The sequence below is a fragment of the Delftia acidovorans NBRC 14950 genome (assembly GCF_001598795.1).
GTDB classification, from domain to species: Bacteria; Pseudomonadota; Gammaproteobacteria; order Burkholderiales; family Burkholderiaceae_C; genus Comamonas; species Comamonas acidovorans.
The window spans coordinates 18709-39360 of record NZ_BCZP01000005.1; the positions used below are offsets into that span (position 1 = coordinate 18709).

The following is a 20652-nucleotide window of genomic DNA, read 5'->3' on the forward strand; positions in this document are numbered from 1 at the left end:
GCTGCCATGTCGCAAATCACACTCTATTTGGACGACACCACCCAAGCTCTGGTGGAAGAGGCGGCCAGAGCCAATGGCATGTCCAAGAGCCGCTGGGTCGCCGAGATCATTCGCAAGTACGCAGCGCATGAATGGCCTCAGGATTGCATTGAGCTGGCAGGTCGCTTCGCCGATTTCCCTCTTGCGAACGAACATAACGCTCCAGTTGCCGCCGATGTGCCTCGAGTCGGCTATTGACATGCGGCCATGCTGATCCTCGACAGCAACACCATCAGCTATTACTTTCGCGGAGACCCGCAGGTAGTGCCTCGCCTGCAGGCTTTGCGCCCCACCGACATCGGCGTACCGGCCATCGTGGAGTACGAGCTGCGTTATGGACTGCAACGCTTGCCGCCAGCCGCCTCCGCGCCTCGTCTTGAGGCATTGGTGCAACTCCTGCGCCCCATGCAGTTGCTGGCATTCGACAGCGAATGCGCGACTCATGCCGCCCGCATACGCGCAGCGCTGGAGGCCAAGGGCACGCCGATAGGACCGCATGACACCTTGATCGCAGCAACTGCATTGCGCCATCAGGCAGCGCTGGTCACCCGCAATATCCGGGAGTTTTCTCGTGTGCCCGACTTGCAGTGCCTGAACTGGCACATGGATTGATCCTCGCCCACCACAGCCTCACAGCTGCCCCGCCTCCCCCCTGATCAAATCCCACACGCTTTGCGCCACCGGCGACAGTTCACGCTGGCGGCGGCGCACCAGCATGATGTCGCGCTGCACGCGCGGCAGCAGGGGGCGGCTGGCAAGGGCGTCGGGGATGGTGGCGCCACTCGCGGGAGTTCGCCATTCCTGCGGCACGGCCAGTTCCGGCACCACGCTCAGGCCGAGGCCCGCCTGGAGCATGCAGAAGATGGTGGTGGTGTGGCCGACTTCCTGGACCACGGCGGCCTCGGCGTCGTGGGCCTGCAGCGCGGCGTCGATCAGGCGGCGGCTGCCCGAGGCGTGGTCCAGCAGTACCAGCGGCTGGCCGGCCAGGTCGCTCCAGGCCACCTGACGCTTGCGGGCCAGCCGGTGCGTGGCCGGGCAGACCAGGCAAAAGGGCTCGCTGAGTATGGTTTCGCAGTACAGGTCATCGCGGCCTTGCGGGTCGATGACCACGCCGAAGTCCACCTCGCCGCTGCGCACGCTTTGCAGCACGTCGCTCTGGATGCGGTCCAGCAGCAGCAGCTCGATGCCCGGCGCCTGCTCGCGGCAGCGCGCAATGCAGCGCGGCATCAGGTGGGCCGACAGCGTGGGGCTGCTGGCCACGCGTACCTTGCCCAGGCGCTGGGTGGCCAGGCCGCTGACTTCGAGCAGGCATTCATCCAGCGCGTCCAGCACGCGCGTGGCATGGCCCTGCAGCAGGCGGCCGGCGTCGGTCAGTTCCACCTCGCGCGTGGTGCGGTGCAAAAGCTGCACGCCCAGGGCCTGTTCCAGCTCGGTGACGTTGCGGCTGACGGCGGGCTGGGTGAGCGCCATCAGCTCGCCGGCGCGGCTGAAGTTGCGGCTTTCTGCCACGGCCAGGAAGGCGCGCAGCTGGCGCAGGCTGATATTCATACGGAAAAATTATAAAACCATCAGATAAATCCATTTCTCTTTTCAATGGCCGTGGCGTCCAATCGGGGCCTTGCAGCCTGGCTGCACGAACCGATAGTTAGTTGGAGAGAGTTTTCCCATGGCACGCCCCCGCTTCGCCCCTGACAATTTCACGCTGATGCTGCTGTCCACCGTGGCACTGGCCAGCTTCCTGCCCGCCTCGGGCACCGTCTCGCAATGGCTGGAGGTGGCGACCACGCTCATGGTCAGCCTGCTGTTCTTCCTGCACGGCGCCAAGCTCTCGCGCGAGGCCATCTTTGCCGGCATAGGCCACTGGCGCCTGCACCTGACCATCTTTGCCGCCACCTTCGTGCTTTTCCCCCTGCTGGGCTGGGCGCTGCGCCCCGTGCTGGAGCCCCTGGTCACGCCCGAGATGTACATGGGCGTGCTCTTTCTGTGCACGCTGCCGGCCACGGTGCAGTCGGCCATTGCCTTCACGGCCATGGCGCGCGGCAACATGCCCGCTGCCGTGTGCAGCGCATCGGCCTCCACGCTGATGGGCATCGTGATCACGCCCATCCTGGTCAGCATGCTGCTGCACAAGAGCGCCGAAGGGGGCGACGCGCTGCAGGCCATCGGCAAGATCGCGCTGCAGCTGCTGCTGCCCTTTGTGCTGGGCCATCTGCTGCGGCCCGTGATCGGCGGCTTCATCTCGCGCCATGCCAAGCGCGTGAAGTTCGTGGACCAGGGCTCCATCCTGCTGGTGGTGTACACGGCCTTCAGCGCCGCCGTCATCAGCGGCCTGTGGCAGCAGACGCCCCTGCCTGCGCTGCTGGGCCTGCTGCTGCTGTCGTCCATCCTGCTGGCCCTGGTGCTGGTCATCACGTCGTGGACGGCGCGCCGCCTGGGCTTTTCCAAGGAGGACGAGATCACCCTGGTGTTCTGCGGCTCCAAGAAGAGCCTGGTCAGCGGCGTGCCCATGGCCAAGGTGCTGTTCGAGTCCAGTGCCGTGGGCGCCATCGTGCTGCCGCTGATGGTCTTCCACCAGCTGCAGCTCATGGTCTGCGCCGTGCTGGCCCAGCGCTATGCACGCCGGCCCATGCATCCCGAGGCGATCGAGGATGGCGCCGTGCCCGCCAGCGCTGCGCCGGCCGCCAAGGCCGAAACGGCGCCAGCCAAATAAGGCGCGGGCGCGCTCCCATCACAAAAAAGCCTGGCTCTCGCGCCAGGCTTTTTTGCATCTCAGCCCTTCAGGGCCAGGTTGTTGAGCTTGTCCAGGCGCTCGGGCCAGCTTCCCTGCTGCGCCGACTGCAGCAGGATGCGCGTCCAGGCTATCCAGGCGTCCCACTGCACGCGCTTGTCCCAGGCGTTGCCCCAGCCGCTGAAGCACTGCAGCGCGCTGGTGGCTGCGCGCGCGGCGTCGTCGGCGCGGGCGGCAGACAGGTAGAGCTGGGCCAGCACCATCTGCGGCTCGCCCACCCAGGGGTTCAGGCGTACGGCGCTTTCCAGCACGGCCGTGGCGGCGTCCAGGTCCACCAGCGGCTGGTCCAGCTGGATCACCGACCAGTACAGCGACACGGCAGCGGCCTCGTCGCCGGGCGACAGCTGCCGGCTGCAATGGTCGAACACCGGCGGCAGCGGCAGTTGGGCGCGCAGCGCCGGGTGCTGCAGCGCACGGCCCAGGTCGCTGATCTGGCTGAGCATGCGGCTGGCCGGCCGCATGGGGCCGGGCCACAGCGAGGCTGCCCAGTGCACGCCCTGCTGCCGCTGGTTCTGCACCTGCGGAAACTGCGAGTAGATGTCTTCCTGCCAGCTGAACCACTGCTCCATGGCATCGGCCATGCTCACGATGGTGAAGGCCGCCACTTCATAGGCGCTCAGGCGCTGGCTGCGGCCGGCGGATTCCAGCGCCATGGAGCCGTCTTCGGCCAGGTCGCCGGCCAGGATCTTCTGCATGAACTGCGTGCGGCTCATGGTGCAAAACAGGTAGACCAGGTGCTCGGCGCCCTCGCCCACCAGTTCGCGCAGGCGGCCGCGCTCGCTGCCCGCGTCGAACTTGACCAAGTCCACGAAGGCGTTGCCGTAGACGCTGTGCAGCAGGCCCAGCAGGCGCACGTCGCGCGGCTGGCGCCACAGCGCCAGCGAACGCGCCACGCCCGCCAGGTGGTGGCGGAAGGTGCCGGCCTTGTGCCAGTCCTGGCCAACGCCGCGCGCCAGCACCACGGGCAGCACGGGGGCGAGGTCGGCATCCCTGCGCAGCCATTCCTCGTCGAGCAGGTCCTGGGCGCGCGTGAACAGCGCCTCGTCAAGTGTCTGGAACAGTGTCGGGACAGGCAGGCTCATGCAGGCACCTCCATGGCAGCGGCGGGCCGCTGGGTATATTGCGCCACCCAGCCCGCCGTATCGGCGAACAGGCGCAGCGCCTTGATGCGCCGCGTGGCGGTCAGCGTGAAGCGGTGCTCCACGCCGGCCGGTATGCGCAGGTAGTCGCCGGGCTGCACGCGCAGCACGCGCTCTTGGCCGTGGGCATCGAAGAAGCCGAACAGGCCTTCGCCTTCGAGGATGTAGCGCACCTCGTCATCGGCATGGGTGTGGGGCTTGTCGAAGCGCTCCAGCGCCTCGTCCAGGCCCGGGGTGCCCGGGTGCAGCACGACCAGGTCCATGCTGTGGTAGCCATGGGCCACGCATTCGTCGACCACCAGCATGCCCACGGCCTGGACCACGGTGGCCTTGCCGCCGTCGTCCAGCTGGGCCTGCGCCAGCAGCGCGGCCAGGCCGGGCTCGGGCGCCAGCGGGCGGCGCTGCCATTGCACGCCGATGGCGGCCACGAAGTCCGCGTCGGAAACCCGGTGGGATGCGAGGGCGCCCATGCTCTTACCAGGCCGCCGTGTAGGCGCCCTTGAACTGCGTGTCGATGAACTGGCGCACCTCGGGCGACTGGTAGGCCTTGACGAAGGCCTGCAGGCCCGCGTCCTTTTCATGGCCGGCGCGCGTGGCGATCAGCACGGTGACATAGGGCGTGTCCGTGGCTTCCAGCGCCAGCGAATCCTTTTGCGGCGACAGGCCTGCGGCCACGGCGTAGCTGCTGTTGACGGCGGCAGCGTCCAGGTCGTCCAGCGAGCGCGCCAGCTGGGCGGCCTCCAGCTCCACGAAGCGCAGCTTCTTCGGATTGGCCGTGATGTCCAGCACCGAGGCGCGGGCGCCCGCGCCGGTCTTCAGTTCGATCAGCTTCTGCGCGGCCAGCACCATCAGTGCGCGCGAGCCATTGGTGGGGTCGTTGGGGATGCCCACGCGCGCACCGCTCTTGAGGTCGGCCAGGCTTTTGATCTTCTTGGAGTACACGCCCATCTGCTGGTTGACCGCACGGGCCACGGGCACGAGCTTGTAGCCGCGGTCCTTGTTCTGGGCGTCCATGAAGGGCTGGTGCTGGTAGATGTTGGCATCCAGCTCACCCTGCGACAGCGCCGCATTGGGCTGGATGAAGTCGCCGAACTCGACCAGCTTCACCTTGAGGCCGTTCTTCTCGGCCACTTTCCTGGCCACCTCGGCGATCTGGGCATGCGGGCCCGAGGTCACGCCGATGGTGACCGAGCCGTCGGCCGCATGGGCCGGCAGCGCGGCCATTCCCGCCAGCGGCAGGACGGCAGCCAGGGCCAGCGATTGAAGCAATGCGCGCTTTTTCATGGAATCCCTCTTTCAGACAATCTCGCGGCAGCTTGCCGCCCCGGCCGCGCCGGCCGCCGGGGTGTGTGGATCAGCGGTGGCTGAGCCTGCGCACCGCCCAATCGCCCAGGCTCTGGATGGCCTGCACGAAGAAGATCAGGATGATGACCACGGCCAGCATCACGTCGGGCAAAAAGCGCTGGTAGCCGTAGCGGATGCCCAGGTCACCCAGGCCGCCGCCGCCAATGGCGCCGGCCATGGCCGAGTAGCCGGTCAGGCTCACGAAGCTGATGGTCAGGCCTGCCACGATGCCGGGCAGCGCCTCGGGCAGCAGGATCTTCCAGACGATCTGGCCCGTGGTGGCGCCCATGGACTGGGCCGCTTCCACCAGGCCGTTGTCCACTTCGCGCAGCGCGGTCTCCACCAGGCGCGCCACGAAAGGGGCTGCCGCAATGGTCAGCGGCACCACGGCCGCCCAGGTGCCGATGGACGAGCCCGTGATCAGACGCGTCAGCGGGATGATGGCCACCAGCAGGATGATGAAGGGGGTGGAGCGCAGCGCATTGACGATCCAGCCCACGATCTTGTTGGCCGGGCCGTTCTGCAGCACGCCGCCGTGGTCGGTCAGGCGCAGGAACACGCCCAGGGGAATGCCGATCAGGCCACCCACCAGGCCAGAGACGCCGACCATGATGATGGTCTCCCACAGCGAGCTGACGAACAGCTCCAGCATCATTTCCGAAAAATTCTCAAACATCGCTCAATCCCTGGTGGAAACGATCTGTACCTGCACGCCGGTGGCGCGCAGATGGTCCACGGCGGCATCGATCTTTGCCGCGTCGCCGCTGGCGAAGACAGCCAGCGAGCCGAAGGTCTGCTCCTGGATCTCGTCGATCTGGCCATGCAGGATGGACAGGTCCAGCCCCAGCTCGCGGATCAGGTGCGACAGGATGGGCTGGTAGGCGCTCTCGCCCGCATACGACAGGCGCAGCAGCCGGCCTTGCTGGCCCGGCGCCAGCTGGGCGGCCAGCGCGTTCACGCGCACGGCCACCGACTCGGGCAGTTGCTGGGGCACGATCTCGTCGATCAGGCTGCGCGTGATGGCCTGCTGCGGGCGCGTGAACACGTCGATCACGGGGCCCAGCTCGGCAATCTCGCCGCCGTCGATCACGGCCACGCGGTCGGCGATCTGCTTGATCACCTGCATCTGGTGCGTGATCAGCACCACGGTCAGGCCCAGCTCCCGGTTGACCTTGCGCAGCAGGTCCAGGATGGAGCGCGTGGTCTCGGGGTCCAGGGCCGATGTGGCTTCGTCCGACAGCAGCACCTTGGGGTGGCTGGCCAGCGCGCGCGCAATGCCCACGCGCTGCTTTTGCCCGCCCGAGATCTGCGCCGGATAGCGGTCGCGCAGCGCGCTCAGGCCCACCAGGTCCAGCAGCGGGTCCACGCGCTTCTTGATGTCGTCGGCCGACATGCCCGCCATCTCCAGCGGCAGCGCGGCGTTGTCGAACACCGTGCGCGAGGACAGCAGGTTGAAATGCTGAAACACCATGCCGATGTCGCGGCGCGCCGTGCGCAGCTCGGCATCGCTGAGCTGCATCAGGTCACGGCCGCCCACCAGCACCTGGCCGGAGGTCGGACGGTTGAGCAGGTTCAGGCAGCGCACCAGCGAGCTTTTGCCCGCGCCGCTGCGGCCGATGATGCCGAACACCTCGCCCGACTCGATCTGCAGGTTGATGCCCCGCAAGGCATGGACGGGCCCGGTGGGGCCCTTGTAGGTCAGGGAAAGATCCCGAATCTCGATCATGAAAAAACGCCGCGGCGCAGGACGGCCTGGGGACGCCGCTGCGCATTGTTGGGAAGTGGGAGCAAATATAGGTTGCGCGTATAAAAACGCAAACTATAAAAAAATAAAGTAATAAGAAGCTCCGGTTATGCCCAGGACTTCACTACTTTCTGCACAACCCTCAACTATGCCTGAATGTGGACACGCCCTTGCCCTGCCGGGCTATGCGCGGCGCCACGGAGCACTGCGGCAAGGCCCTTCTTGCGGCGGCGTCTGATTGACAGTGGGGCCGGCACGCTGCCGTCGCGGCCTGGCGGCCCTGGCCCGCTCCTGCTTTTGACGATGGCAAGCACCCGCCGCTGCCGCCGCGCTGACGCCAGAAGCAGCCTTTGCTGACAGGCCGCGCGGCATGCGCCCTCCTACAGTGGGCTCAACCCCACAGGAGAAGAGCGCCATGCGCCCAGAACAACACTCCGGCGCCGGCAGCCAGGCCGGCGCGGCTCCCTTGTCGCGGCGCGGCTTTCTGCAGGCTGCCAGCATCGCAGGCGTCAGCGTCTGGGTGGCGCCGCTGGCCAGCCAGGCCTATGCAGCCCTCTTTGAAGACCGCGTCCTGGGCAGCGTGGCCCGCGAGCCGGCCACGCAGCTGCCGCGCATGCGGCTCGATGGCCGCTCCAAGGTCATGGGCGCCAAGGTCTTCGCTCGCGACATCCGCGCCCGCGACATGCCGCACTGGCCCCAGCAGCAATCCCATGCCTTCATCGTGCGCACCACGCTGGCCGACCGGCTGTTCGACGGCATGGATCTTTCCGCACTGGACGGCGAACTGGCGCCCGACCGCGTGGTCACGGCCGAGGACCTGGCGCGCGACGGCCTGGCCTTTCCCGAGTTCTATGGCGAAGACATGCTGCTGCCACCAGGCAAGACCCCCGCCTACCTGGGCCAGGCCGTGGCCATCCTCATCTACCACGACTTCGCGCGCTTTCGCTTTGCCAAGGAAAGGCTGCAGGCCACGGCCGGCGTCATCCGCTACGGCCGCATCACGGGCGCGCTGGACCGTCCGCCCTGGGGCGTGTTCCGCTATGTGCGCCAGGGCGGCGCCACGGCCTTTGACGACGACGTGTTCTCCAGCCTGCGCGATGCCCCGCTGTTCCCCGCCGAACGCAAGCCGCTGGTCTGGCCGCAGATCTCCAAGGCCGACGCGGTCACGGCACGCGGCCTGCGCGCGGCCGAGCAAATCGCCCAGGAGCTGGCCACGCCGCCCGCCGACTGGCTGGTGCTGCAGCGCCACTACGCCACGCAATCGGTGGACACGGCCGCGCTGGAGCCCGACAACGCCAACTGCTGGTATGACGCGGCCACGCAAAGCCTGCACATGGTGCTGGCCACGCAATCGCCGCACGAAGTGGCCGAATGGGCAGCGCAGATGGTGCAGGCCAGCAGGTTCCCGCTCAAGAACCTTTTCGTGCACCCGTGCTACACGGTGGGCTACGGCTCCAAGGACCACGCGCCCATGCCCTACTACGGCCTGGTCTGCGCGCTGTATGCGGACGGCAAGCCCGTGCGCCTGGCCAATGACCGGTTCGAGCAGTTCCAGTCCTCGCTCAAGCGCCATGCCTTCGAGATCGACTACACCATGGCCATCGACAGGAAGACCGGCCTCTTCCAGAGCCTTGTGGCCAACATGACGGCCAATGGCGGCGGCCGGGCCAACTTCTCGCCCTCGGTCGCCATGGTCGGCGGCACGGCGGCGCAGTCCATCTACTACTTTCCCAAGAACGACATCACCGCCGTGGCCCTGGCCAGCCGCGCGCTGGACGCGGGCTCGGCACGCGGCTACGGCACGCTGCAGAGCATGGCGGCCACCGAAATGATGGTGGACGAAATCGCCGAACTGCTGCAGATCGACCCCATCGAGCTGCGCCTGCGCAACGTGCTGACCTCGGGCGCCAAGAACACCCAGGGCGCCATTGCCGCAGGCGCCCTGCGCGCCGACGAGGTGCTGGAGCGCGCCCGCCGCCATCCGCTGTGGACCGAGCGCGCCAAGCGCAAGACCGCCTACGAGGCCAGCCACCCGGGCCAGCGCTACGGCGTGGGCTTTGCCTGCGTGCAAAAGGACTTCGGCACGGGCGGCGAGGCGGCCTTCGCCCGCATCGAGATATCGCCCCAGGGCCGCGTGCTGCTGCACCACTCGGGCACCGAGATCGGCACGGGCATGGGCACCTCGCAGGCCCAGTTGTGCGTGCAATGGTTCGGCAAGCCCGCCGACGAGCTGCAGACCGCCTGCCTGGACTGGCCCGAGCTGCCGCTCAAGGCCGAGGGCGACAACTACACCATGCCCCAGGCCGACCAGGACCGCTTCGCCACCCGGCCGCTGTGGACGCCGGTCTACGCCTCGCCGGCCAGCGCCAGCAACTCGGCCTACTACTACAGCCACGCCACCAGCGAGACGGCGCGCGTGGTCTTCGAGCACGGCCTGTGGCCGGCCGCCGTCGCCATCTGGAGCCAGGGCACGGGCGGCGGCCAGAAGGCGCCCTACGTGGTGCGCCGCGAGGACGCGCGCTGGGTCAACGGCATGCTCACGGCCAACGGCATGCAGCCGCTGTCCCTGCAGGCCCTGGCCCAGAAGGCCCATGCCATGCAGCTGGTCACGGGCGCCGTGGGCCATACCTTCAACCGCTGGCAATGGGCCGAGGCGGACTTCGACATCCTGGGCACCAGCGCGCGCCGGCCGCTGGACGCGCTGGCCGTGCGCCTGGGCAGCGCGCCCGATGCCGGCGCCGTCACGCCGGCCCCTGAAACCACAGACACGCCGCAGGCGGCCACGCCCGTTGAGGCCTCTGTCACCGCGCGGCGCAGCGCCGCCGGCTACCGCATGATTGCGCGGCGCAACCTGTTCTATCCGCCCATGCAGCGCAACAACGCGGGCGTCACCTACTACAGCGCCAATGCGGCCCTGGTCGAGCTGGCGGTGGACACGGGCACGGGCGCGGTCGAGCTGCTGGCCCACCACTCCATCATGGAGTGCGGGCGGCCCATCGTGCCTGAGCTGGTGCACGGCCAGCTCGAAGGCGGCATCGCCATGGGCATAGGCCATGCGCTGTACGAAACCATGCCGCTGTACGAGGGCGGCCCCGGCGACGGCAACTGGAACTTCCACCGCTACCACCTGCCGCGCGGCAGCGAGGTGGCGGTCTGGAAGCAGACGGCCGAGCTGCTGGCACCTCTGTCGGACACCGATCCGCCCAAGGGCATTGCCGAGGTGGTGATGATTCCCATCGTCGCCGCCATCGTCAACGGACTGCACCACGCCATTGGCAAGCGCTTCCACGACCTGCCCGTGACCCCGCAAAAGATCAGGGAGGCACTCGCACCATGAGCCTTGTCCCGCGCCCCTTGTCGCTGACCGTCAACGGCCAGAGCGTCGGCCCCATGGACGTGCCCGAAGGCATGCCCATGATCGACTTCCTGCACGAATACCTGAACCTCACCGGCTCGCGCCTGGGCTGCGGCATTGGCGAATGCAGGGCCTGCACCATCATCGTGGACGGGCCCGAGGGCAGCCGCGAGATGCGCACCTGCATCACCGGCGCCCACTACTTCCAGGGCCGCAAGGTCCGCACCATCGAAGGCATTGCCGACCCGGCCGGCGCGGACACCGCGCCCCCGCCCTCGCCCGGCGCCTCGGGCCAGCCGCGCAAGGTCATCGCCATCAGCCCCGTGCAGCAGAAGTACCTGGAGCATTTCAGCTTCCAGTGCGGCTACTGCACGCCGGGCTTCGTCATCGCGGCCACGGTGCTGGTCGAGCGCCTGGCCAAGGCGCCCATCCGCGCGGCCGATGTGGAACAGGTCGTGGGCGAGGCGCTGCAGCCCCACCTGTGCCGCTGCACCGGATATGTGCGCTACTACGCGGCCGTGAAGGACCTGGTCCTGAACACGCCCGGGCTGACCTTGAAAGGATGAGCGCCATGTCCGCCGCCGACCACAGCGCAGCCACCCCCACCGCCGCCACCGGCACCACCGCCGCGCCACCCGCAGACTACAGCGGTGCCCGCCCCCCGCCACCGCGCAGGCCCAGGCGCCGCTGGCGCGGGCTGCTGCTCGTCCTCCTGCTGCTGGCCGTGCTGTTTGCCATTGCCGCCGTCTGGGGCAACCGGCCCCATGTGCCGCAGCGCGAGCCGCAGGCCGTGCACCGCAGCCCCCAGCAACTGGCCCAGGGCCTGTACCTGGCGCGCGCCGCCGACTGCATGGCCTGCCATGACGGGGTGGGTGGTATGGGTGGCGCCCGGGAAGGCCAGCCCTTTGCGGGCGGCAAGCCCCTGCCCACGCCCTTCGGCACCCTCTACGGCACCAACATCACCCCCGACCCCGACCACGGCATAGGCCGCTGGACGGCCGAGGAATTCCACGCCGCCGTCACGCGCGGCACGGCGCCGGGCGGGCGCCAGCTCTACCCGGCCATGCCCTATGCCTCCTACCACCTGATGAGCCGCGAAGACTCGGACCTGATCTACGGCTACCTGATGAACATCCGGCCCGTGGCCCAGCCCAACACCAAGCCCGCCCTGCCCTTCCCCTTCAACCTGCGCGTGCTCATGTTCGGCTGGAAGACGCTGTTCCTGTCCAGCGCGCCCCTGCCCGTGGGCTCGCAGGGCCAGAGCCCGGCCTGGCTGCGCGGGCAGTACCTGGGCAATGTCATGGGCCACTGCGCCGAATGCCACACGCCGCGCGGCATGTTCGGCCAGATGCAGAAAGACCGCTGGCTGCAGGGCGGCACGCTGTCGCTGTTCACGGCCCCCGGCATCACCGCCGAAGCCCTGGCCGCACGCGGCTGGACGCGCGAGGGCATGGCCCAGTTCCTGCAGACGGGCTTCTCGGCCCACGGCAGCGCCTTCGATGAAATGCACGAGGTCATCGCCAACAGCACCCGGTACCTCACGGCCGAGGACATGACGGCGCTGTCCACCTTCCTGCTGGGCGACAACCCGCCCGCGCCCCAGCCCCTGCCGGCCGCAGCGCCTCCGGATTCCGGCACCGGCAACAGCGGGAGCAACGGCGCGGGCACGCTGGACGCGGGCCGGGGCCACTACATGGCGCTGTGCGCCAGCTGCCACGGCAGCGAAGGCCTGGGCCGCAGCCTCACCATGCCCCCGCTCAAGGGCAACAGCACCGTGCGCCAGGCCGACGCCCGCAACCTGGTGCTGGCCATCCTCGTCGGCCTGCCCAAGCACCCGGCCACCCAGCAGGGCCCCACGCCCCTGCCCGGCATGCCCGGCTTCATGCAGGAACTGACCGATGGCGAAGTCGCCGCCCTGGCCAACTACACCCGCACGGCCCTGGGCGGCCAGCCTGCCGACGTGACCGCCGCCCAGGTGGCAGACCTGCGCAGCGCAGCGGGCAAGGCGGGACACAGGCCAGCGCCCTGAAACCCCGGCCTGCTCTGCAGGCCCTAGCCCGTATGCCCGCGCCTGCGTCGTGGCGGTTGCGGGGTTGCAGTCCTGCCGAAGGACAGGACTGCTTCGTCAACTGGCTGTGATCACAGCCCGAAACCCCGCCCATTGTTTCCACCACGGAACCAACCGCGTTCCACCACCCTCCTTTGCCAGCCGCCCCTGTCTCCCTAGAGTGAAAGCAAAAGGAGACAAGCATGTTCGAAGCCAATCTATTCCAGGGCCAGCGCGTCCTGATCACCGGGGGCGGCACGGGGCTGGGCCTGGCCATGGCGGCCAAGCTGGCGGAGCTGGGTGCCGAGCTGCACCTGTGCGGCCGGCGGCATTCCGTGGTGCAGCAGGCCTGCGAGATGCTGAACAACGACACGGGCGCGCAGGCCTTTGCGCATGAACTCGACATTCGCCAGCCCGAGGCCGTGCACACCGTCATCGACCGCATCTGGGCCGAACACGGCCCGCTGACGGGCCTGGTCAACAACGCGGCCGGCAACTTCGTCAGCCGCACCGAGGACCTGAGCATCAACGGCTTCCATGCCATCTCGGACATCGTCTTCCGGGGCACCTTCTACGTCACCCAGGCCGTGGGCCGCCGCTGGATCGCCGAAGGGCTGCCGGGCTCGGTGCTGTCCATCGTCGTCACCTGGGTGGATACGGGTTCGCCCTTCGTCGTGCCCTCGGCCATGTCCAAGGCCGGGCTGGACGCCATGACCAAATCGCTGGCCGTGGAATGGGGTCCCAAGCGCATACGGTTCAACGCGATTGCGCCGGGCGTGATTCCCACCCAGGGCGCCAGCCAGCGCCTGCGCCCCAGGATCGACGGCAACGAGGACTCGGCCGACCGCCGCCGCCTGGACAACCCCACGCGCCGCCTGGGCACGGGCGAGGACATCGGCAACATGGCCGCCTTCATCCTGGCCCCGGGCAACACCTGGCTCAACGGCCAGACCATCACGCTGGACGGCGGCGACGCCCTGGCCAACGGCGCCTACTTCACCGAATACCAGGCCTGGGACGATGCCGACTGGGCGCGCGCCCGGCAGATGGCCAAGGCCGCCAACCAGCCCAACGTCAACGATGGGGAGCAGGAGGCCGCGCCCACATGAGCACCGCCGCCACGCCCCATTCCACCCTGGTCTTCGAACAGCGCACGCTGACCGGTGCCGCCCAGCAGCAGCGCGGCCGCCAGCTGGCCCAGGGCCTGCGCAGCCTGGGCCTGGCCGAAGGCGACGTGCTGGCCGTCTTCCTGCGCAACGGCATCGAATACGCCGACGTGGTCCATGCCTGCCGCATTGCGGGCATCTACTACTGCCCCGTCAACTGGCATTTCACGGCCACGGAGATCGACTACATCCTGGCCGACAGCGGCGCCCGCGCCCTCATCACCAGCCAGGACCTGCTCGACGGCCTCAAGGGCGAACTCTATGCGGACCTGCCCCGGCGCGTCGCCCACGCACGCGAGCCGGAGCAGGACTACGAAACCTGGCTGGCCGCCCAGGATCCTTACGAGGGCCCGCTGGTCGCGCCGCGCGGCCACATGGCCTATACATCTGGCACCACGGGCCGCCCCAAGGGCGTGCTGCGCAAGGCGTTTCCCGTGGAAGAACTGCCCCGGCGCCTGGCCGTGAACCAGGCGCTGATCGCCACCGCCTACGGCCTGCAGCCCGGCGCGCGCACCCTGCTGACCGCGCCCATCTACCACAGCGCGCCCAGCCTGTACTTCCAGAACGCGCTCATGCTCAGCGAGCTGGTGGTGCTGGAGCCGCGCTTCGACCCCGAGCGCTTCCTGCAACTGGTGCAGGAGCACCGCATCGACACCGCCTACATGGTGCCCATCATGTACGTGCGCCTGCTCCGGCTGCCGCGCGAGGTGCGCGAGCGCTACGACATCTCCTCGCTGCGCTTCATCGCCTCCACCGGCTCGCCCTGCGCGCCCGAGGTCAAGAAGGCCATGATCGAGTGGATGGGGCCCATCATCAACGAGACCTATGCCTCCAGCGAGTCGGGCCTGGTCACCTTCATCGGCTCGGCCGATGCCCTCACCCACCCCGGCAGCGCGGGCCTGCCGCTGCAGGACGCCGAGGTCCGCATCCTCGACAGGCAGGGCCAGGCCCTGCCCACGGGCGAGGTGGGCCTGATCTACGTGCGCCAGCCCGCCTATGCCGACTTCACCTACAAGGGCAACGATGAGGCCCGCCGCAAGATGGACCAGGGCGGCCTGATCACCCTGGGCGACATGGGCTACCTGGACGAGGAAGGCTTTCTCTACGTCTGCGACCGCGACTCGGACATGGTGATCTCCGGCGGCGTGAACATCTACCCGGCCGAGATAGAGAACGAGCTGCTCAAGCACCCCGGCATAGCAGACTGCGCCGTCATCGGCGTGCCCGATGCCGAGTACGGCGAACGGCTGCTGGCCCTGGTCGAGCCCGGCCAGTCAGGCACACTGCCCGAGGCGGAACTGAAAGAATGGCTGCGCGGCCGGCTGGCGGCCTACAAGCTGCCGCGCAGCTTCGTCTTCCAGCGCCTGCCCCGCGACGACAACGGAAAGATCGCCAAAAGAAAGCTGCGCGACGCCCACTGGGGCGCGACGCAGCGCAAGATCTGAACCCGCCAACACCGAAAGAGAAGGAGACAACGCATGAACAAGGCCATCGCATTGCTGCTTGCCGCTGCGGCCACCGCAGCCGCAGCCCCCGGGTTCGCCCAGTCCGACTACCCCAGCAAGCCCATCAAGCTCATCGCCCCGTATGCACCGGGCGGCTCGGTCGATGTGCTGGCCCGCACCCTGGCCACGCACCTGTCCACGGAGCTCAAGCAGTCCGTGGTCGTGGAGAACCGGCCGGGTGCCAACACCATGATTGCCGCCTCGGCCGTGGCGCGCTCGCCGGCCGACGGCTACACCCTGCTGCTGGCCAGCAATGCCAGCATGGTCCTCAACCCCCTGCTCTACAAGAAGCTGAGCTACAACCCCGACCGGGAGCTGAAGCTCACCAACATCCTGGCCGAGGCCCCGCTGGTGCTGGTCACCAACAGCCAGACCGGCATCAAAAACGTGGCCGACCTCAAGGCCTACTCCAAGGCGCACGCGGGCAAGCTCAACTACAGCTCGGTCGGCCTGGGCAACCCGCTGCAGCTGACCACCGAGCTGATCAAGTCGCGCCTGGACGTGGCCGCCACCCACATTCCCTTCAACGGCAGCGCCCCGGCCCTCACCGCCCTCATGGCCAACGACACCCAGCTCATGGTGGACGTGGCCGGCACCTCCCTGCCCCACATCAAGGCCGGCAAGCTGGTGGCCATTGCCACCACCGGGCCGGAGCGCTCGCAGTTCCTGCCGCAGACGCCCACCATTGCCGAATCGGGCGTGCCGGGCTTCAGGGCCTCCACCTGGTTCGGCATTGCCGTGCCCGCAGGCACGCCGGCCGACGCGCGCAACACCCTGCAGGCCGCCGTCAACAAGGTCATGCTCAACCCCGAGTTCGCCAGCGCCCTGGGCAACCAGACCCTGGCCGCCAGAAAGCCCCAGACCCAGGCCCAGCTCGACGACTTCCTGGCCGCTGACGGCCAGATGTGGCGCAAGGTGATCGCGGACAACGCGATTGCGCTGGAAAACTGAAGCACTGGTGAACCGAGGCGCTAAGGCCCGGGCTCCCCGGCCTGCTCCACGAAACGCAGCAGGCTGGCCCTGAGGAACTCGGTCATCACCTTGACGGCATGCGAGGGCCGCCGGTCCTCGGCCGTGATGATGTACAGCCGGTCGCCCAGGCCGGACACCGTCCAGTCCGGGCACACGCGCTGCACCGCGCCCGATCGCAGCTCGTCCATCACCATGTAGTTGGGCAAGGTGGCCACGCCGCTTCCCCGGAGCATGGACTGCTTGAGGAAGGGGAAATGCTCGCTGGTGATGCAGGGCTCGCACTTGAGCGCAATCTCCTGCTGCCCCTTTTTCACCGAGACGGCATAGGTCTTGCCGTCGCCGGGCGGCGTCAGCAGCACGCCGTGGGGAATCTCGGCAGGGTCGTGGAACGGCCGCGCCTTGGCATAGGCGCTGCTGGCATACAGGCCAAAGCCCACCGGCCCCAGATCGCGCGCCACCAAGTGCTCCTGCACGTCGCGCGCCACGCGCACGGCCACATCCACCTGGGCGCTCATGGGATCGCTCACCCGGTTGGAGAACAGCACGCGGATGCGCACCTGCGGGTGCCGCTTCTGGAAGGCCAGCAGCATGTCGGCCAGGTACAGCTCGCCCAGGCCCGTGGGAATGCTCAGCCGCACCGAGCCCGTCACCACATGCTGCAGCGCGTCGATGGCGCCCTGCGCCGCCTCCACCTCCTGGATGATGCTGCGCCCGTGCTCGTACAGCACCTCGCCCGCCGCCGTCAGCAAAAAGCTGCGCGTCGTGCGGTGCAGCAGGGTCACGCCCAGCGCCGTCTCCAGCGCCTTGAGCTCCTTGCTCACCTTGGAGCGCGTGATGTCGCGCTTGCGCGCCGCAGCGCTGAGGCTGCGCGCGTCCACGATCTCTACGAAATTGCGGATGAGGTTGATGTCCATGGCTTGAGGCGGCAGGTCAGGCGGCCCGCCTTGTGCACGGCCGCAGGCAACGCGCCAGGACCGCCACCCCCGGACTATGGCACCGTCACGACGCCTGGCCCCGCCCCCCGTGGGCACCGGGGCACAGGGCTTTCCCCGGTGCCCGCCGCATCAGTCCAGGCTGATCTGCGACGAAGCGGCCACCTGCTTCCAGGTCGTCACATCCTTGAGGATCACCGCACCGAACTGCTCCGGCGTATTGGCCACCACCGTGCCGCCCAGCTCTGCCAGGCGCTGGCGCAGCTGCGGATCGGCCAGGGCCTGCACGCTGGCCTTGTGCAGCTTGTCGCGGATGTCCTTGGGCAGGCCCTTGGGCGCCAGCAGGCCGTTCCAGGCCTGCACGGCGTAGCCGGGCACGCCGGACTCGGCAAAGGTCGGCACATCGGGCAGCTCGCTGCTGCGCTGGGCCGTGGCCACGGCCAGCGGGCGGATCTTGCCGGACTTGATGTGCGGCAGCGAGGCCGGCAGCGGCTCCCACAGCATGGACACCTGGCCGCCGATCAGATCGGTGAAGGCCGGGCCAGCGCCACGGTAGGGCACATGCATGATCTGCACGCCCGCCTTGGCCTTGAACAGCTCCATGGCCAGATGGCCCAGCCCGCCCGCGCCCGAGGACGCATACGACAGATGGCCCGGCTGCGCCTTGGCCAGCGCGATCAGCTCCTTCAGATTGGCCGCCTTGACCGAGGGATGCACGCTGAGCACGCCCGGCACCGTGATCACCTGGGTGATGGGCGTGAAATCCTTCACCGCGTCATACGGCAGCTTGGTGTAGACGGCCGGATTCGTGCCGTGCGTGCTGGACGTGGCGCCCAGCAGCGTATAGCCGTCCGGCTTGGCATCGGCCACGAAGCGGGTGCCCAGCGAGCCACCGGCACCGGCCTTGTTCTCCACGATCACCGAGGCGCCCAGCACCTTGCCCAGTTGCTGCGCGAACAGGCGGTTCACCACATCGGCCGTGCCGCCGGGCGGAAACGGCACGATCAGGCGGATGGGCTCGGCCGTGGGCCAGCCGGCATCGGCCGCCAGGGCCGACTGCGCGGGCGCCAGGGCGCCCAGGGCCAGGGCCGCCGTGGTTGCAGACAGGCTGCGGATCATGAAATTGCGGCGTTGCATGAGATTTTTCTCCTCGTTGAAATTCTTCGGGACCAGCACTCTCCAGTCACCGGCCCAGGCGCTCCAGCCAGGCCAGCACCCGGCCCAGCACCTCGTCGCCATTGGTGTCCAGCATGCAGAAATGCGAATTGCCGGTGATGCCTGCGGCCGGCAGGTCCAGCACCTCGGCACGGCCGCCCAGGCGGCGCAGCAGCTGCCAATACACATCGGTCTGCGCGCGGTACTTCTGCCACTGCGGGCTGTGCGCGAAATGGTCGCCCCACACCGCCAGATGCGGGATGGCCGAGGCAGGCGCGAAGGCATCCGCCCCCTCCTGCCCCTGTTGCCCCTGCTGCCCTTCTTGCACCACCGGCATGCCCGTAGGCTCCACCCCCACCACGGCGCGCACCAGGTGCGGCTTTCGGACGGCCGCATGCGCGGCAAAGCCACCGCCCTGGCTGTGGCCCATCACCACGCAAGGGCCGAACTGCTCCAGCAGCGCGTCATAGGCCGCCATGGCCATGGCCTCATGCCCCAGCCAGCGCGGCACCATCTGCCGCACCAAGGCACCAAAATTCTCATGTGGAAACCGCTGGCCGACGAAGGGCTCGCCCACACCGTCGCCCGAAGGCGCGCCATGGCCTATGCGAAACAGCTGCCACGCCTCCTCGGCACTGCGAAACACGGGCGCCTCGGCATAGATCTGGGGGAACATCGCCCAGCCCGCGCGGCCGCGCTCCACGGCATCGCAGACCACCACGTCGTGGCCGGCCTCCAGCAGGCGCCACAGCCAGCCCTGGCGCCCATCGGGCGTGGACTCCCACTGCGCACCGGTCATGCCACCGCCATGCCACAGCAGCACGGGCAGAGGGCTGCGCGGACGCGCCAGCCGGTATTCCATGGCATACATCTGGCCCACGGCATAGCTGCCATTCATGTCCAGCGGCCGCTCGCCGCCATTGCGCACCACTTCCCTGTGCTGGATCGGCAGATCCCGCACCGTGCGCTGCGCACCGCCAATGAAATGGCTTTGCATCTTCCTGAGGCAAACTTCAGGCATAACAGGGCTTCTCTCGCATGCCGCCATGCTAGGCATGCCCCGCCTTGGTGCTGTGCCGATTGCGGCGGCGCTGTGCCGGATCAGCACAGCCCTGCGCCCACCCTACCCATGCACGAACTCAACCTCAAACTGCTGCAGGACCTGCAGGCCCTGGCCGACACCGGCAGCCTCTACAAGGCCGCCGAGCGCCGCCACATCACCCACCCTGCCTTTGGCCGCCGCATCCGCGCGCTGGAGGAATGGGCGGGCACGCCCCTGGTCGAGCGCGGCCACCAGTCCACCACGCTCACGGCCGCCGGCAAGACGCTGCTGGCCTCGGCCCATGAAGTGCTGGGCATCCTGGAGCAGACCCACGGCCTGCTGCAGCGCCCGCAACGCACGCGCGATGAAACCATCACCATCGCGGCCGGCCGCACGCTGTCGCACACCGTCCTGCCGGGCATCATCACCGCCCTCAACCAGGCCATGCCCCAGCTGTGCTGGAAAGTGGTCACCACCAGCCTGGACTACGGCGTGGAAATGCTGCTGCAAGGCAAGGTGGACCTGCTCATGTGCCACGCCCAGCCCGCCATCGAAGGGAGCCTGCAGGGCCACCACCTGGCCTGGCTGCCCGTGGGCCAGGACACGCTGATCCCCGTCAGCATCCCCCTGGTCCCCCAATTGCCCAAATACGCCCTGCCCGCCCACGGCGGCGGCCCGCTGGTGCCCTACCTGGACTACGCGCAAAGCATGTCCCTGGGCAAGATCCTGCGCAGCCACCTGCACGAGCTGTGCGACACCACGCGCCTGCGCACCGTCTACGAGGCCGACCTCGCCGACTCCCTGCACGCCATGGTCCACCAGGGCCTGGGCCTGGCCTGGCTGCCGCTCACCCTGGTCAAAGCCGACCTGACCGAGGGCCGCCTGGCCCGCGCGGCCGGGCCCGACAAGGACGTGCCCATCAACGTGCGGCTGTACCGCCGGCCTGCGGCCCAAAGCAAGCCGCTCACGCGCAGGGTGTGGGCGGGGTTGGAGAATCTTTATGGGAGGAGTCAGAAGTCGTGAGGCGGGCGGGCCAGTCCATGCGACTATGCTGCTGCGGCTTTGCGTTCTTGGACGCCTGCAAATTTGAGCGCCGCGCGCTCTTCTTGCCCCTGCCGGGCGGTTTCTTTTAGAGGCCGGGTCTCGGCCCTGCAGCCGACTGCCCTTTCTTGATTCGCCAAGAAAGGTCAGATCAAAGAAGGCGACCCGAATGTCCGCGACCCTCCGCTTCGCTGCGGGCAACCTGCGTCGTGGCGGTTGCGGGGTTCGCCGTGAAACTCACTTCGCGCTGCGCGCTACGTTCAGACATCACGGCGAGTCAGATGACGAAGCAAGCCTATCCTTCGGCAGGCTTGCAACCCCGCAACCGCCACGACGCAGGCGCGTGCATACGGGAGGGGGAAGAGGCAGCAGACGCAGGCAGC

The 20652-nt window shown here is 68.5% G+C and carries 19 protein-coding genes; 10 read left to right on the plus strand and 9 right to left on the minus strand.

Translation table 11 applies throughout. The annotated features are described in order from the left end of the window. Nucleotides 1-6: 6 nt before the first annotated feature. Together DA1_RS07705 and DA1_RS07710 are read left to right on the plus strand one after the other, a co-directional pair. Nucleotides 7-237, plus strand: a complete 231-nt coding sequence (locus DA1_RS07705) for a ribbon-helix-helix domain-containing protein (RefSeq protein ID WP_013802842.1) — start codon at nucleotides 7-9, stop codon at nucleotides 235-237. Between the two features lie 9 nt (nucleotides 238-246). Beyond that, nucleotides 247-651 (plus strand): type II toxin-antitoxin system VapC family toxin, encoded by a 405-nt coding sequence (locus tag DA1_RS07710; protein WP_013802843.1) that lies wholly within the window; start codon nucleotides 247-249, stop codon nucleotides 649-651. 18 nt (nucleotides 652-669) lie between these two features. Here the strand turns inward: DA1_RS07710 and DA1_RS07715 are convergent, their stop codons facing one another. Further along, nucleotides 670-1587: a LysR family transcriptional regulator gene (locus DA1_RS07715; protein ID WP_034392466.1), complete on the minus strand. Its 918-nt coding sequence runs from the start codon at nucleotides 1585-1587 to the stop codon at nucleotides 670-672. Nucleotides 1588-1705: 118 nt separating this feature from the next. Here DA1_RS07715 and DA1_RS07720 point away from each other — a divergent pair, with 118 nt between their 5' ends. Then, nucleotides 1706-2749, plus strand: coding sequence for a bile acid:sodium symporter family protein (locus DA1_RS07720; protein WP_034392464.1), 1044 nt, complete (start codon nucleotides 1706-1708; stop codon nucleotides 2747-2749). A gap of 59 nt (nucleotides 2750-2808) precedes the next feature. On the opposite strand, the gene DA1_RS07725 is transcribed toward DA1_RS07720, so the two are convergent. From DA1_RS07725 to DA1_RS07745, 5 genes are all read right to left on the minus strand, one after another. Next, nucleotides 2809-3909 (minus strand): DUF6817 domain-containing protein, encoded by a 1101-nt coding sequence (locus DA1_RS07725; RefSeq protein ID WP_034392462.1) that lies wholly within the window; start codon nucleotides 3907-3909, stop codon nucleotides 2809-2811. Continuing rightward, complete coding sequence (locus tag DA1_RS07730) at nucleotides 3906-4436, minus strand: cupin domain-containing protein (RefSeq protein ID WP_034392460.1); 531 nt, start codon at nucleotides 4434-4436, stop codon at nucleotides 3906-3908. The genes DA1_RS07725 and DA1_RS07730 overlap by 4 nt, the downstream gene beginning before the upstream one ends. Before the next feature lie 4 nt (nucleotides 4437-4440). After that, nucleotides 4441-5250 carry a MetQ/NlpA family ABC transporter substrate-binding protein gene (locus DA1_RS07735; protein ID WP_012205012.1) on the minus strand — a complete coding sequence of 270 codons (810 nt, stop codon included), beginning with the start codon at nucleotides 5248-5250 and terminating at the stop codon, nucleotides 4441-4443. A 70-nt stretch (nucleotides 5251-5320) separates the two neighbouring features. Further along, nucleotides 5321-5986, minus strand: coding sequence for a methionine ABC transporter permease (locus DA1_RS07740; protein WP_012205011.1), 666 nt, complete (start codon nucleotides 5984-5986; stop codon nucleotides 5321-5323). A gap of 3 nt (nucleotides 5987-5989) precedes the next feature. Beyond that, entirely contained in the window at nucleotides 5990-7036 is a 1047-nt protein-coding gene (locus tag DA1_RS07745) for a methionine ABC transporter ATP-binding protein (RefSeq protein WP_012205010.1), read from the minus strand. Between the two features lie 433 nt (nucleotides 7037-7469). On the opposite strand from DA1_RS07745, the gene DA1_RS07750 reads away from it, so the two are divergent. From DA1_RS07750 to DA1_RS07775, 6 genes are all read left to right on the plus strand, one after another. Continuing rightward, the gene (locus DA1_RS07750) at nucleotides 7470-10391 is read left to right on the plus strand and encodes a xanthine dehydrogenase family protein molybdopterin-binding subunit (protein ID WP_034392458.1); all 2922 of its coding nucleotides are present in this window, start codon (nucleotides 7470-7472) and stop codon (nucleotides 10389-10391) included. After that, the gene (locus DA1_RS07755) at nucleotides 10388-10975 is read left to right on the plus strand and encodes a (2Fe-2S)-binding protein (RefSeq protein ID WP_034392455.1); all 588 of its coding nucleotides are present in this window, start codon (nucleotides 10388-10390) and stop codon (nucleotides 10973-10975) included. Before DA1_RS07750 ends, DA1_RS07755 begins: the two co-directional genes overlap by 4 nt. 5 nt (nucleotides 10976-10980) lie before the next feature. Further along, a complete protein-coding gene (locus tag DA1_RS07760) occupies nucleotides 10981-12438 on the plus strand; it encodes a c-type cytochrome (RefSeq protein WP_034398396.1) in 1458 nt (485 codons plus the stop codon). A 221-nt stretch (nucleotides 12439-12659) separates the two neighbouring features. After that, on the plus strand, nucleotides 12660-13565 hold the full coding sequence (locus DA1_RS07765) for an SDR family oxidoreductase (RefSeq protein ID WP_034392452.1): 906 nt from the start codon (nucleotides 12660-12662) through the stop codon (nucleotides 13563-13565). Next, the gene (locus tag DA1_RS07770) at nucleotides 13562-15067 is read left to right on the plus strand and encodes an acyl-CoA synthetase (protein WP_034392449.1); all 1506 of its coding nucleotides are present in this window, start codon (nucleotides 13562-13564) and stop codon (nucleotides 15065-15067) included. Before DA1_RS07765 ends, DA1_RS07770 begins: the two co-directional genes overlap by 4 nt. Before the next feature lie 33 nt (nucleotides 15068-15100). Beyond that, nucleotides 15101-16078, plus strand: coding sequence for a Bug family tripartite tricarboxylate transporter substrate binding protein (locus tag DA1_RS07775; protein WP_012205004.1), 978 nt, complete (start codon nucleotides 15101-15103; stop codon nucleotides 16076-16078). Nucleotides 16079-16098: 20 nt separating this feature from the next. Here DA1_RS07775 and DA1_RS07780 read toward each other — a convergent pair whose 3' ends face one another. From DA1_RS07780 to DA1_RS07790, 3 genes are all read right to left on the minus strand, one after another. Then, the gene (locus DA1_RS07780) at nucleotides 16099-17013 is read right to left on the minus strand and encodes a LysR family transcriptional regulator (protein WP_034392446.1); all 915 of its coding nucleotides are present in this window, start codon (nucleotides 17011-17013) and stop codon (nucleotides 16099-16101) included. A gap of 150 nt (nucleotides 17014-17163) precedes the next feature. Then, nucleotides 17164-18168 carry a tripartite tricarboxylate transporter substrate binding protein BugE gene (locus DA1_RS07785; RefSeq protein ID WP_013802855.1) on the minus strand — a complete coding sequence of 335 codons (1005 nt, stop codon included), beginning with the start codon at nucleotides 18166-18168 and terminating at the stop codon, nucleotides 17164-17166. A 46-nt stretch (nucleotides 18169-18214) separates the two neighbouring features. Next, nucleotides 18215-19183, minus strand: coding sequence for an alpha/beta hydrolase (locus DA1_RS07790; RefSeq protein WP_034392443.1), 969 nt, complete (start codon nucleotides 19181-19183; stop codon nucleotides 18215-18217). 132 nt (nucleotides 19184-19315) lie between these two features. Between DA1_RS07790 and DA1_RS07795 the strand changes: the two genes are divergently transcribed. After that, nucleotides 19316-20251: a LysR family transcriptional regulator gene (locus tag DA1_RS07795; RefSeq protein WP_034392439.1), complete on the plus strand. Its 936-nt coding sequence runs from the start codon at nucleotides 19316-19318 to the stop codon at nucleotides 20249-20251. Nucleotides 20252-20652 lie beyond the last annotated feature (401 nt).

Bases quoted from the DNA above. Each gene is read 5' to 3' on its own strand.
- DA1_RS07705 (WP_013802842.1), top strand. From the start codon at position 7: ATGTCGCAAATCACACTCTATTTGGACGACACCACCCAAGCTCTGGTG.
- DA1_RS07710 (WP_013802843.1), top strand. From the start codon at position 247: ATGCTGATCCTCGACAGCAACACCATCAGCTATTACTTTCGCGGAGAC.
- DA1_RS07715 (WP_034392466.1), bottom strand. From the start codon at position 1,587: ATGAATATCAGCCTGCGCCAGCTGCGCGCCTTCCTGGCCGTGGCAGAA.
- DA1_RS07720 (WP_034392464.1), top strand. From the start codon at position 1,706: ATGGCACGCCCCCGCTTCGCCCCTGACAATTTCACGCTGATGCTGCTG.
- DA1_RS07725 (WP_034392462.1), bottom strand. From the start codon at position 3,909: ATGAGCCTGCCTGTCCCGACACTGTTCCAGACACTTGACGAGGCGCTG.
- DA1_RS07730 (WP_034392460.1), bottom strand. From the start codon at position 4,436: ATGGGCGCCCTCGCATCCCACCGGGTTTCCGACGCGGACTTCGTGGCC.
- DA1_RS07735 (WP_012205012.1), bottom strand. From the start codon at position 5,250: ATGAAAAAGCGCGCATTGCTTCAATCGCTGGCCCTGGCTGCCGTCCTG.
- DA1_RS07740 (WP_012205011.1), bottom strand. From the start codon at position 5,986: ATGTTTGAGAATTTTTCGGAAATGATGCTGGAGCTGTTCGTCAGCTCG.
- DA1_RS07745 (WP_012205010.1), bottom strand. From the start codon at position 7,036: ATGATCGAGATTCGGGATCTTTCCCTGACCTACAAGGGCCCCACCGGG.
- DA1_RS07750 (WP_034392458.1), top strand. From the start codon at position 7,470: ATGCGCCCAGAACAACACTCCGGCGCCGGCAGCCAGGCCGGCGCGGCT.
- DA1_RS07755 (WP_034392455.1), top strand. From the start codon at position 10,388: ATGAGCCTTGTCCCGCGCCCCTTGTCGCTGACCGTCAACGGCCAGAGC.
- DA1_RS07760 (WP_034398396.1), top strand. From the start codon at position 10,981: ATGTCCGCCGCCGACCACAGCGCAGCCACCCCCACCGCCGCCACCGGC.
- DA1_RS07765 (WP_034392452.1), top strand. From the start codon at position 12,660: ATGTTCGAAGCCAATCTATTCCAGGGCCAGCGCGTCCTGATCACCGGG.
- DA1_RS07770 (WP_034392449.1), top strand. From the start codon at position 13,562: ATGAGCACCGCCGCCACGCCCCATTCCACCCTGGTCTTCGAACAGCGC.
- DA1_RS07775 (WP_012205004.1), top strand. From the start codon at position 15,101: ATGAACAAGGCCATCGCATTGCTGCTTGCCGCTGCGGCCACCGCAGCC.
- DA1_RS07780 (WP_034392446.1), bottom strand. From the start codon at position 17,013: ATGGACATCAACCTCATCCGCAATTTCGTAGAGATCGTGGACGCGCGC.
- DA1_RS07785 (WP_013802855.1), bottom strand. From the start codon at position 18,168: ATGCAACGCCGCAATTTCATGATCCGCAGCCTGTCTGCAACCACGGCG.
- DA1_RS07790 (WP_034392443.1), bottom strand. From the start codon at position 19,183: ATGCAAAGCCATTTCATTGGCGGTGCGCAGCGCACGGTGCGGGATCTG.
- DA1_RS07795 (WP_034392439.1), top strand. From the start codon at position 19,316: ATGCACGAACTCAACCTCAAACTGCTGCAGGACCTGCAGGCCCTGGCC.